Origin of the sequence: Streptomyces virginiae, assembly GCF_040638905.1 — a bacterium.
Taxonomy (GTDB): domain Bacteria; phylum Actinomycetota; class Actinomycetes; order Streptomycetales; family Streptomycetaceae; genus Streptomyces; species Streptomyces virginiae_B.
On record NZ_JBEZYV010000018.1, the window covers coordinates 1 to 12,186 of the forward strand.

8 protein-coding genes and 1 riboswitch are annotated in these 12,186 nt (G+C 71.8%); of the genes, 3 read left to right on the forward strand and 5 right to left on the reverse strand.

The window, feature by feature from the left end; genetic code table 11:
• Positions 1-255 precede the first annotated feature (255 nt).
• From AB0F82_RS23310 to AB0F82_RS23325, 4 genes are all read right to left on the reverse strand, one after another.
• Positions 256-930: a GntR family transcriptional regulator gene (locus AB0F82_RS23310; protein ID WP_362630957.1), complete on the reverse strand. Its 675-nt coding sequence runs from the start codon at positions 928-930 to the stop codon at positions 256-258.
• Between the two features lie 202 nt (positions 931-1,132).
• On the reverse strand, positions 1,133-1,933 hold the full coding sequence (locus AB0F82_RS23315; protein ID WP_362630958.1) for a M23 family metallopeptidase: 801 nt from the start codon (positions 1,931-1,933) through the stop codon (positions 1,133-1,135).
• A gap of 13 nt (positions 1,934-1,946) precedes the next feature.
• Positions 1,947-2,105, reverse strand: a riboswitch (cyclic di-AMP (ydaO/yuaA leader).
• Between the two features lie 214 nt (positions 2,106-2,319).
• A complete protein-coding gene (locus AB0F82_RS23320; RefSeq protein WP_362631132.1) occupies positions 2,320-3,687 on the reverse strand; it encodes a M16 family metallopeptidase in 1,368 nt (455 codons plus the stop codon).
• A 20-nt stretch (positions 3,688-3,707) separates the two neighbouring features.
• Positions 3,708-5,075, reverse strand: coding sequence for a M16 family metallopeptidase (locus tag AB0F82_RS23325; RefSeq protein ID WP_356810410.1), 1,368 nt, complete (start codon positions 5,073-5,075; stop codon positions 3,708-3,710).
• 241 nt (positions 5,076-5,316) lie between these two features.
• Here AB0F82_RS23325 and AB0F82_RS23330 point away from each other — a divergent pair, with 241 nt between their 5' ends.
• The 3 genes from AB0F82_RS23330 (at position 5,317) to AB0F82_RS23340 (ending at position 10,495) form a co-directional block, all read left to right on the forward strand.
• Positions 5,317-7,773, forward strand: a complete 2,457-nt coding sequence (locus AB0F82_RS23330) for a DNA gyrase/topoisomerase IV subunit A (protein WP_362630960.1) — start codon at positions 5,317-5,319, stop codon at positions 7,771-7,773.
• 107 nt (positions 7,774-7,880) lie between these two features.
• Positions 7,881-9,971: a restriction endonuclease gene (locus AB0F82_RS23335; RefSeq protein ID WP_362630962.1), complete on the forward strand. Its 2,091-nt coding sequence runs from the start codon at positions 7,881-7,883 to the stop codon at positions 9,969-9,971.
• Between the two features lie 2 nt (positions 9,972-9,973).
• On the forward strand, positions 9,974-10,495 hold the full coding sequence (locus AB0F82_RS23340; RefSeq protein ID WP_362630964.1) for a hypothetical protein: 522 nt from the start codon (positions 9,974-9,976) through the stop codon (positions 10,493-10,495).
• Positions 10,496-11,078: 583 nt separating this feature from the next.
• On the opposite strand, the gene AB0F82_RS23345 is transcribed toward AB0F82_RS23340, so the two are convergent.
• On the reverse strand, positions 11,079-12,173 hold the full coding sequence (locus tag AB0F82_RS23345) for a CobW family GTP-binding protein (protein ID WP_390077156.1): 1,095 nt from the start codon (positions 12,171-12,173) through the stop codon (positions 11,079-11,081).
• Positions 12,174-12,186: the final 13 nt, after the last annotated feature.

Genomic DNA, 12,186 nt, shown 5'->3' on the forward strand with positions numbered 1-12,186 from the left:
CGTGACCCCGGAGACCCCCAGCGAGGCCAGCGCCGCGCGGACCGCGGCCGCCTGGGCGGCCCCTCACGGGGCCGCGGCTTCGGCGTCGATGGGCGGACTCCCCAGGGACACCGGCACTCCCGACCTGGCCGCATAATCGGCCGGAATTCAGAGAATGCGGCTCGACCGCCCGCGCGCCGCTGGAATTCGGCACGGCGAATTACCCCGTCGCCCGCCCCGAATTCCCGCGATTCCACCCTTTGTATACGGCCTCTGTTAATGCGGACCGCCCGACATGTTTACGGCAGGTTGCGAAGTGCTCACCGGCCGCCGCCTCAGCCGGTGCGCGGCAGCCGCGCGATCGGCGTGGATCGCGGCCAGGGTCCGCGCCCGCTCGGCGTCGCCGCGCGCCACCGCGTCGACGATCGCGCCGTGTTCCGCCCAGGACTCCGCGGGCCGGGCCGGCGCCTCGACCACGAACATCCACGCCACCTTGTGCCGCATCTGCGTGAGCAGCGCGATCAGCCCGGGGCTGCCGGAGGCCTGCGCGAGCGTCTCGTGGAACCAGCCCCCGAGCGCCCGCAGGTCCTCGCCCTGACCCCGCCTGGCCCGCTCCTGACCCAGCCTGACCAGCCCCCGCAGCACCTTGAGGTGTGCGTCGGTGCGGCGCCGGGCCGCCCGTGACGCCGCCAGCGGCTCCAGCAGCATCCGCAGCTCCAGCAGGTCCCCGGCCTCCTGCGCGGTCGGCTCGGCCACACAGGCCCCGGCGTGGCGGCGCGTGGTCACGAAACCTTCCGACTCCAGCGTCCGCAGCGCCTCGCGCACCGGCACCCGCGAGACCCCGTACCGGCGGGCCAGCACCTCCTCGGTCAGCCGACCGCCCGGTTCGAACACCCCGGAGACGATGTCGTCGCGAATTGCCGTGCATACCGCGTGCGCAGGAATACGCAAGACCGAACCTCCGCCTATTTCCGTCCGCCAGCCCCCCGTGCGCATCCACGCGCACACAACAACTCTATTGCAGCACAGCAAGATTTCGAGAGCGGGCGGAAATCCGAAACATTGCGCCGGAACGCGAAAACACGAAGACCCCGGCTCGGGAGGCGGGGTCTTCGTGGAGCTGTGCGCGGTGCTCGGTGAGCCGCGGAACGGGTCAGAGGCTGACGCCGTGCGAGCGCAGGTACGCGATCGGGTCGATGTCCGAGCCGTACTGCGAGCCGGCGCGGGCCTCGAAGTGCAGGTGCGGGCCGCTGGAGTTGCCGGTGGAGCCCGACAGGCCGATCTGCTGGCCCGGGGTGACCTGCTGGCCGACGGAGACGTTCAGCGAGGACATGTGGCCGTACTGCGTGAAGGTGCCGTCGTTGTGCTTGATGACGACGTTGTTGCCGTACGCACCGCCCCAGCCGGCCTCGACGACGGTACCGAAGCCCACCGCGTGGACCGAGGTGCCGGAGGCGGCGTGGAAGTCGATGCCGGTGTGGCTGCCGGAGGACCACATGCCGCCGCCCGCCTTGTACTGCGTGCTGACGTAGGAGTCGTCCAGCGGGGAGACGAAGGTGTTGAGGCGCTTGCGCTCCTCTTCGCGGGCGGCGCGCTCGGCGGCCTCGCGCTCGGCCTTCGCCTTGGCCTCGGCGAGGCGCTTGGCCTCGGCGGCCTTCTGCTTGGCGTCGGCCTCGGCCTGCGCCTTGGCGGCGGCGTGCTCGGCGGCGCGGTGCTGGGCCTCGGCCTGGTCCTGGATGTCGCCCGCGAGGTCCTCGGCGACGACGACGGCGCCCAGCCCGTTCTCCGGGGCGGAGCTGCTGTGGTTGTCCGCGGCGAAGGCCGGGGCTGCGAGGGAGCCGACCACACCCGTGGTGGCGATCGCGGCGATACCGGCGTAGCCGGCGGTCTTCTTGCTCAGGCGGCTGGAACCACGGTGCTTGCCGGTACCAGCGGGACGACTGCCAAACGCCATGAAGGGTTTGATCCTTTCCTTCCTTCTCGCCTACCGGGTTAGCTGACGGGTTCGGAGCAGGAAGGTCTCCTACGGGCCTCCTCTTGCGAGGGGGTCCGATTCACCCCAGGGACTGATGTGGGTCCCCGGCTCCCCAGGCTCGCGCCTGACGGGGACTCGGCGATCGCTGTCCGGTGCCGCGGGTGCGGCGGGCACAACTGACGGACAGCACGGATGACGCTAGGCGGATCATCAGTCAATCGCCAAACAGACGCGCCTTTTTGTTGCGTACGCCACACCGCATACAAGCAACCTCACCACTAAACGGACAAAAGGGGCTCCGGCGGAAAACCGCCGGAGCCCCTTGAAAAGTGCGTCAGTTGCCCGTCATGCGGGCGCCTGCGACGTCAGTTGCTGACGACCGTGACGTCACCGATCCCGAGGGCCCGCACGGGCTCCTCGATCACCGCGGCGTCGCCCACCAGGATCGTGACCAGCCGGTCCGCCGGGAACGCCTGCACGACGGCCGTGGTGGCCTCCACCGTGCCCGTCTCGGCCAACTGCGCGTACAGCTGGGCCTGGTAGTCGTCCGGCAGCTCCTGCTCGACCTGGTCGGCCAGCGTGCCGGCGACCGAGGCCGCCGTCTCGAACTTCAGCGGGGCCACGCCCACCAGGTTCTGCACGGCCACATCGCGCTCGGCGTCGGTCAGACCGCCCTCCGCGAGGGTGCGCAGCACCTTCCAGAGGTCCTCCAGCGCGGGGCCAGTGTTGGGGGTGTCCACCGATCCGCTGATGGCGAGCATGGAGGCGCCCTTGCCGTCGGCGGTGGAGCGCAGCACCTGGCCGAAGGCCCGCACGCCGTAGGTGTACCCCTTCTCCTCGCGCAGCACCTTGTCCAGACGGGAGGTCAGGGTGCCGCCCAGGCAGTACGTGCCCAGCACCTGGGCCGCCCAGACGCGGTCGTGCCGGTCCGGCCCGATGCGCCCGATCAGCAGCTGCGTCTGGACCGCGCCCGGCCGGTCGACGATGACCACGCGGCCGGTGTCGTCGGCGGTCACCGGCGGCACGGGGCGCGCCTCGGCGGTGTCGCCGGTCCAGGCGCCCAGGGTGTCGGCCAGCACGGCGTCCAAGTCGATGCCGGTCAGGTCGCCCACGACCACCGAGGTGGCGGTGGCGGGCCGTACGTGGGCCTCGTAGAAGGCGCGTACGGCGGCGGAGTCGATCCGGGCGACCGTCTCCTCGGTGCCCTGGCGCGGCCGGGACATCCGCAGGGACGCCGGGAAGAGCTCCTTGGAGAGCTCCTTGGCGGCGCGGCGCTGCGGGTTGGCCAGCTCGTGCGGGATCTCGTCGAGCCGGTTGCGCACCAGCCGGTCGACCTCGGCGTCGGCGAAGGCGGGCGCGCGCAGCGCCTCGGCGAGCAGGCCCAGCGCCTTGGCCAGCCGGGAGGCGGGCACCTCCAGGGAGACCCGCAGGCCCGGGTGGTCGGCGTGCGCGTCGAGGGTGGCTCCGCAGCGCTCCAGCTCGGCCGCGAACTCCTCGGCGGAGCGCTTGTCGGTGCCCTCCGACAGGGCACGCGCCATGATGGTCGCCACGCCGTCCAGGCCCTCGGGCTCGGCGTCGAGGGGCGCGGTGAGGTTGATCTCGACCGCGACGACCTGCTGGCCGGGGCGGTGGCAGCGCAGCAGGGTCAGCCCGTTGGACAGCGTCGCGCGCTCGGGGGCCGGGAAGGCCCACGGCTGCGGCTCCCCGGCCTGCGGCCGCGGGTGGAAGGTCATCGTGACGGCTGCGGTGTCGCTCACTGCTCCGCCCCCTCGTTCTCGTCGCTGTCGGCGTTCTCTTCGCCCTCTTCGCCCTCGGCCGCGTCCGCCGCGAGGGGCTCGTAGACGAGCACCGCGCGGTTGTCCGGGCGCAGTCGGGCCGCGGCCACGGCCTGCACCTCCTCGGCGGTGATGTCGAGGACGCGCTGTACGGCGGTGAGGGCCAGCTGCGGGTCGCCGAACAGCACCGCGTACCGGCACAGTTCGTCGGCGCGGCCGGCCACCGTGCTCAGCCGGTCCAGCCACTCGCGCTCCAGCTGCGCCTGGGCGCGCTCCATCTCCTCGGCGGTCGGGCCCTCGGCGGCGAACCGCGCGAGCTCCTCGTCGACGGCCGCCTCGATGGCGGGGATCTCGACCCCGCTGGAGGTCTTGACGTCCAGCCAGCCCAGCGACGGCGCCCCGGCCAGGCGGAGCATGCCGAAGCCGGCGGCGACGGCCGTCTGGTCGCGGCGTACCAGCCGGTTGTGCAGCAGCGAGGACTCGCCGCCGCCCAGGATGGTCAGCGCCACGTCGGCGGCGTCGCACTCGCGGGTGCCGTCGTGCGGCAGCCGGTAGGCGGCCATCAGCGCGCGCGCCGGAACCTCCTCGACGATCTCCTCGCGCAGCTGCTCCCCGATGACGTCGGGCAGCGAGCCGTCGCGGGGCGGCTGCTTGCCGTCGTGGGAGGGGATGGTGCCGAAGTACTTCTCGACCCAGGCGAGCGTCTGCTCGGGGTCGATGTCACCGACGACCGACAGCACCGCGTTGTTGGGCGCGTAGTACGTACGGAAGAAGGTGCGCGCGTCCTCCAGGGACGCGGCGTCCAGATCGGCCATGGAGCCGATCGGGGTGTGGTGGTACGGGTGGCCCTCCGGGTACGCCAGGGCGGTCAGCCGCTCGAAGGCGGTGCCGTACGGGACGTTGTCGTAGCGCTGGCGGCGCTCGTTCTTGACGACGTCGCGCTGGTTCTCCATGGACTCTTCGTCCAGGGCGGCCAGCAGCGACCCCATCCGGTCCGCCTCCAGCCAGAGCGCGAGCTCCAGCTGGTGGGTCGGCATCGTCTCGAAGTAGTTGGTGCGCTCGAAGCTGGTGGTGCCGTTGAGGGAGCCGCCGGCACCCTGGACCAGCTCGAAGTGTCCGTTGCCCGGTACGCTCGCCGAACCCTGGAACATCAGGTGCTCGAAGAGGTGAGCCAGGCCGGTACGCCCCTTGACTTCGTGGCGCGAGCCGACGTCGTACCAGAGGCATACCGCGGCGACCGGGGTCAGGTGGTCCTCGGACAGCACCACGCGCAGGCCGTTGGCCAGCCGGTGCTCGGTCGCTGTCAGGCCGCCGGAGCCGGCCTGGGCTGTGGCCGTGTGACCCATGGGCATGTGGTCCCTTCGATCGCGATGCAGAGATTTCCGTCAGACCTGCCACTGTATGCAAGCGCGTCGGCCACCGGATAAGTTCCCGGGCCAGACCTGGGTCGGAGTCGGCGTTGTCGGTCCCCCGGGCCACAATGGTCGGCGTCGTACCCCCTGCCGGACAACGGCAGGACCCAGCCAGACCCCGCCAGACCAGCCAGACACCCAGCACATACATTCTTGGTTAAGGAGCCGCGCAGCGATGGCCCGCCGCAGCACGAAGACCCCGCCGCCGGAGGATTTCGAGGAGAAGATCCTCGACATCGACGTCGTCGACGAAATGCAGGGCTCCTTCCTCGAGTACGCGTACTCGGTGATCTACTCCCGTGCCCTGCCCGACGCCCGGGACGGCATGAAGCCGGTGCACCGCCGCATCGTCTACCAGATGAACGAGATGGGCCTGCGTCCCGACCGCGGGTACGTGAAGTGCGCCCGCGTCGTCGGCGAGGTGATGGGCAAGCTCCACCCCCACGGCGACGCGTCGATCTACGACGCCCTCGTGCGCATGGCACAGCCCTTCTCCATGCGGCTGCCGCTCGTCGACGGCCACGGCAACTTCGGTTCGCTCGGCAACGACGACCCGCCGGCCGCGATGCGCTACACCGAGTGCCGCATGGCCGACGCCACGTCTTTGATGACGGAGTCGATCGACGAGGACACCGTCGACTTCACCGCCAACTACGACGGCCAGGAGCAGGAGCCGGTGGCGCTGCCCGCCGCCTACCCGAACCTGCTGGTCAACGGCGCGTCCGGGATCGCGGTCGGCATGGCGACCAACATGCCCCCGCACAACCTCGGCGAGGTCATCGCGGCCGCCCGCCACCTGATCCGCCACCCGCACGCGGACCTGGAGGCGCTGATGCGCTTCGTACCGGGTCCCGACCTGCCCACGGGCGGCCGGATCGTCGGGCTCTCCGGCATCAAGGACGCCTACGAGAACGGCCGCGGGTCCTTCAAGATCCGCGCGACGGTGGCCGTGGAGAACGTGACGGCGCGCCGCAAGGGCCTGGTCGTCACCGAACTGCCCTTCATGGTGGGCCCCGAGAAGGTCATCGCGAAGATCAAGGACCTGGTCGGCTCGAAGAAGCTCCAGGGCATCGCCGACGTCAAGGACCTCACCGACCGGGCCCACGGCCTGCGCCTGGTCATCGAGATCAAGAACGGCTTCCACCCGGAGGCCGTGCTGGAGCAGCTCTACAAGCTGACGCCGATGGAGGAGTCCTTCGGCATCAACAACGTGGCGCTGGTGGACGGGCAGCCGCTCACCCTCGGCCTCAAGGAACTGCTCGAGGTCTACCTCGACCACCGTTTCGAGGTCGTCCGGCGGCGCAGCGAGTTCCGCCGCACCAAGCGCCGGAACCGGCTGCATCTCGTCGAGGGCCTGCTCGTGGCCCTGATCGACATCGACGAGGTCATCCGCCTCATCCGCGACAGTGAGAACTCCGCCCAGGCCAAGGCCCGGCTCATGGAGCGGTTCTCGCTGAGCGAGATCCAGACCCAGTACATCCTGGACACCCCGCTGCGCCGGCTCACCAAGTTCGACCGCCTGGAGCTGGAGTCGGAGCGCGACCGGCTGACGGGCGAGATCGACGAGCTGACCGGGATCCTGGAGTCCGACAACGAGCTGCGCAAGCTCGTCTCCTCGGAACTGGCTGCCGTCGCGAAGAAGTTCGGCACCGAGCGCCGTACGGTCCTGCTGGAGTCGGCGGGCACCGCGGTGTCGGCCGTTCCGCTGGAGGTCGCGGACGACCCGTGCCGGGTGCTGCTGTCCTCGACCGGCCTGCTGGCCCGTACGGCGAACGGCGAGCCGCTGCCGCAGGACGAGGGCGGCGCCCGGGCCAAGCACGACCTGATCGTCTCGCAGGTCGCGGCCACAGCGCGCGCCGACATCGGCGTCGTCACCTCCACCGGCCGGCTGCTGCGGCTCTCGGTGATCGACCTGCCGCAGCTGCCGGACACGCACGCCGCGCCGAACCTCGCGGGCGGCGCGCCGGTCTCGGAGTTCCTCTCCGCACTGGAGGCGGACGAGAAGGTGATCTGCCTGACCTCGCTGGACGAGTCCTCGCAGGGGCTGGCGCTGGGCACCGAGCAGGGCGTGGTCAAGCGCGTCGTGCCGGACTACCCGGCCAACAAGGACGAGCTGGAGGTCATCACCCTGAGGGACGGTGACCGGATCGTCGGCGCGGTCGAGCTGCGCACGGGCGAGGAGGACCTGGTCTTCATCACCGACGACGCCCAGCTGCTGCGCTACCCCGCGGGCCAGGTGCGCCCCCAGGGCCGCCCGGCGGGCGGCATGGCGGGCATCAAGCTCTCCGAGAACGCCAAGGTGATCCACTTCTCGGCCGTCGACCCGGGCCGGGACGCCGTGGTGTTCACGGTGGCCGGCGCGCACGGGACCCTGGACGACTCCCTGCTGTCCGGGAAGCTGACCCCCTTCGACCAGTACCCGCGCAAGGGCCGCGCCACCGGCGGCGTGCGCTGCCAGCGGTTCCTGAAGGGCGAGGACCTGCTGGTGCTGGCCTGGGCCGGCGCCGCCCCCGCCCGCGCGGCGGCGGCGAACGGCACTCCGGCCGAGCTGCCGGCCCACGACCCGCGCCGGGACGGCTCGGGGGCGCCCCTGCCGGCGGCCGTGGCGGCGCTGGCGGGACCCGCGCTGTAGGAGGTTCCAGACCATTCGGGTGGTACGTCCGGGGGACGTACCACCCGAATGGCGACTAGTGTTTTCCCTCTTGGCACTGTCGGGTGGGGCGGGAGAACACAGAGCTGATGAGTCGTCGGTCGGGCGGTTTGATCGGGGACTGGGCCGAGGCCCAGCGCCGGATGCAGCAGACACAGCTGATCCAGCACCGCGAGGCGGAACGCCGACAGCGGGCGTACGAACGCGAGGCGGCCCGGGGGCAGCGCGAGCAGCAGGCCGCGTACCGCCAGCACCGGGAGGCCGAGGCACGACGGCGTACGGAGCGCATCGAGGCGGAGGTCGCCGCCCTGCAAGGCCTGCTGGCCGCGGGATGCCGGGCACCCGCGTTCCGCACGGCCGCTCTGGTCAGGTCCGAACAGCTTGAGCCCTTCGCCCCGGGCAACCTCGCGCATCCGCTGCCGATGCCGCGCATCGAGCAGTTCCAGCACCAGAACACCGGCTGGACCCTCGGCTCGAACCGCCGGGCGCAGGCGGAGCGCGACGCGCACGCCCGCTACACCCAGGCCTGGCAGGCGGCTCACGCCGCGGAACTGCAGCGTCAGCAGCAACTGGCGGCGTACCGCGGGCAGTACGACCAGTGGGCCGCGCAGCAGCTCGCCGGGATCCGCGAGCACAACAACGGCCTCGCCGAGCTGGGCAGGGCGCTGCGCGCGGGGGACGCGGACGCCGCCGTGGAGTACTTCTCGGCCGCTCTCTACGCTTCCACCGCCTGGCCCGAAGCGCTGCCCAGGCAGCTGACCGCCGCCTACGACCGGGGCGGGCGGGAGCTGGTGCTGGACTGGCAGCTGCCCGGATTCCAGGTGGTGCCCGAGGCCAAGTCGGTCCGGTACATGCCGAGCACGGACCAGGACAAGGAGACGGCCCGCCCTGCCACGCAGCGCCGCGCACTGTACCGGGACCTGCTGGCGCAGTGCCTGCTGCTGGTGGTGCGGGAGCTGTACGCGGCGGACGAGTTCGGCGCACTGGAGTCCGTGGTGGTCAACGGCTTCGTGGACGACCACGATCCGGTGACGGGGCAGGAGGCGCGGATCGTCCTGGGCTCGGTGTCGGCGGCCCGCTCCGCCTTCGCGGGGCTGCGATTGGAGCAGGTCAGCGCGGTGGACTGCCTGGTGGAGGGTTTGCGCGGGCAGCTGTCGGCGCGCCCCGACCAGCTGACGGCCGTACGCCCGGGACGCCGGCCCGACGAGGTCGGCGGAGGAGTCGTCAGCCACGGCGGGCACGCGGGCGGCGACGAGGACGAGCCGGACCTCTTCGTGATGGACCCGATCGCCTTCGAGAACCTGGTGGCGGAGCTCTTCCGGGCGATGGGCATGGAAGCGGTGACCACCCAGCGGTCCGGTGACGGCGGGGTGGACATCGAGGCGAATGACCCTTCCCCGATCACGGGCGGACGCATCGTGGTGCAGGTCAAGCGCTACCGGAACACCGTGCCGCCCACGGCGGTACGGGACTTGTACGGCACGGTCCAGGACAAGGGGGCGAACAAGGGGGTGCTGGTCACCACCTCGTCCTTCGGTCCCACGTCGTACACCTTCTCCAACGGCAAGCCGTTGGAGTTGGTTCCCGGGGACAAGCTGGTGGAGCTCCTGCACCAGTACGGGCTGCGCGGGCGCCTCGGCGGCGGTCCGGCGGGCGCGGTCCCGGCGCAGCGCTCTCCCGAGCCGGCCCCGCCGGCCGACCACAACGTGCTCGGCATGACCTGGTCCGGCCGGGTCGCCCTGGACGTGTGCGCCCTCGTCTGCACGGGCAACCGGGTGCTGAGCGAGGACCACTTCGTGTTCTTCAACAATCCACGCACGCCGGACGGTTCGGTACGGGCCAGGGCGCACGCGGCACCGGACAAGGCGGCGCTGGAGGTCTCCTTCGAGGCCCTGCCGCGCGAGGCGGACCGGCTGGTGCTGGTGGCCGCCGTGGACCCGGAGGCCGATCCGCATGCCGACCTGGCCGGTTTCACCGAGGCCCGGATCCGGCTCCTGGACGCGGCGGGCGCGGAGGCCGGGCAGCTGGAGGTCTCCGACGGCCGGGCCGGCGAGACCGCGCTGGTGCTCGGCTCGTTCCGGCGCCGCCCCAACGGCGACTGGGACTTCGTGATCGGCGGCAAGGGCTACCGTGGCGGCCTGGGGGACCTGCTGCGCGAGTACGGCGTGGAGGTCGCCTAGGGGTGGAGCGGGTGGAGCGGGTGGAGCGGGTGGACGAGTCCGCCGACCGATCGGCGGAGCCGGTCTGGCTGGTGGCCGCGAACGTCGTGGCCTGGCGTCGCTGTGGGGTCGGCGGCCAGGAACTGCGCCCGGGGACGAAGTGCTTCAAGGGCGGGGCGAAGGTGTACGTCGCCGGGGTGTACTGGGGTCCGGGGGGCGACCGGGTCACGGTGGCCGGGCGTGAACGGCACACCGGCCGGTGGATCGTCATCGACACGGCGACGCGCCACCTGTACGGCTTCCGGCCCAAGCTCGTCCACACGCCGCGCGTCCTGGAACGGCTGCGCGAGGAACGCTACGCGCGCGGTTTCGCCACGGAGGAGCACGTGGTGGACACCTCCGCGGTGCTGGAGCGGTACGCGCGCCAGTCCCGTGCCGAGACGGCGCCGAAGAGTCCGCACCCGGACCGCTGCCTGTGCCACGCCTGCCTCACCGGCGAGGCGGAGCACCCGGACGGCTCCGGCGGTCCGGGCGCCGCCGAGTAGGCGCGGCTCGGGCGGGCCCCTGCGGAGCAACCCTTGCCGCCGCCCGTCCCGCGGGTCTCCTCTTGTGTCAGGCGAGTGGGCCGTCACACGTCGGAGGAGACGCGACGCACTGGCTCGACGACGAGTTCGGACAGGGCGGGGAAGGGCCGTCCTTCCGGGCCGCGAGCGCCACCGCCTCCGCGTCCCCCTCGCGTACCGCGGCGTCGGCCTAACCCTCGTCCGGGCCGTTGCGAAGCAGGAGCGGCCCGCGCAGCCGACCCGCGGCCCCCGACCCTCGGGGAGCGGTCCGGTGGGGCCGGACCGAAAGTGCCCGGCGCCCGCACCTCGGCGCAAGGCGTCCAGGCGGCCCAGTCGTCGTCCCTGCAGTTGCTGAACAGCGAACGGGCCACCGTCGGCAGGCCTCCGCTCGTGCTCGAGCAGGACCTCAGCGGCTTCGCCCGCAGTGGGCCGAGCACATGAAGCTCGCGCACCTGGACGGGCGAGAACATCGGCTGGTGGAGCGCGCCTCGATGACCGCCGGGAAGCCGCCTCGGGACCGCACTTGGGGAAGCATGCGGGAAGGCCGCGTCCGGGCGCTGCGTGATCAATACGTCAGGGGCGTCTCGGACGTGTCCGGCCCGGGGGCGTCGCCCTCGTCCTGCGCGGGCCGGTCGACGTACCGCAGGACACCCCACATGCTGTCGGGGTTCGCGTCCTGCGGGGCCTCCTCGCGGCAGGCCTCCAACTCGCGCACCAGCCCCTCACCGTCGGTGCCCGAGCCGATCAGGACCAGCTGCGTCTGCCGTGTCTCGCCCCGCGTCCAGGGCTGCGGGGCGAAGCGGAGGAAGCGGCCGACGGCCTGGAGCTCGTAGCGCTCCTCGTGTCCGGGTACCCCGAACCACACGAAGCCCTTGATCCGGTAGAGCCCGGCCGGGCGCCGGTCGAGGAAGTCCATGAACCGGCGCGGGGAGAGGGCCTGCTGCGAGCTGAACTCCGTGCTCTCGTACGCGGCGTGCGCATGAGCGCAGCGGTCGTGGCCGTCTTCCTCCGCGAGCAGGTCCTCGAAGGAAAGCTGCCCCCGGGTCTCGGTCCAGGGCCGGCGGTCGAAGAGCAGCTCCGGGTCGATGCGGCCGTGGTCGGCGCCCACGACCGGGGTGCCGGGCGCGCAGAGCGCGGCGAGTTCGGTCTCGATCCTGATCCGTTCGCGCGCGTCGACCCGGTCGGTCTTGTTGAGTACCACCAGGTCCGCGACGGCGAGGTGGCGGTCGGTCTCCGGATGCCGGGCCCGGGTCACGTCGAATTCCGCCGCGTCCACGACCTCCACCATGCCGCCGTACCGGACGGCCGGGTTCTCGCTGGCCATCAGCATGCGGATCATCTCCTGGGGTTCGGCCAGGCCGCTCGCCTCGATGACGATCACGTCGATCCTGTGGACGGGAGCGGAGAGCTTCTCCAGATACGCGTCCAGCTCGCTGCCGTCGACGGCGCAGCACAGGCAGCCGCCTCCGAGGGAGACCATGGAGTCCCCGACCTGGCCGGCCACCGACATCGCGTCGACCTCGATCGAGCCGAAGTCATTGACGACGACCCCGATACGGGTGCCCCCACGGCCGGCGAGGAGGTGGTTCAGCACGGTGGTCTTCCCGGATCCGAGGAATCCGGCGAGGACGACGACGGGGATGGGCTGCCTGCTGTTCACCCGGTCGATCGTA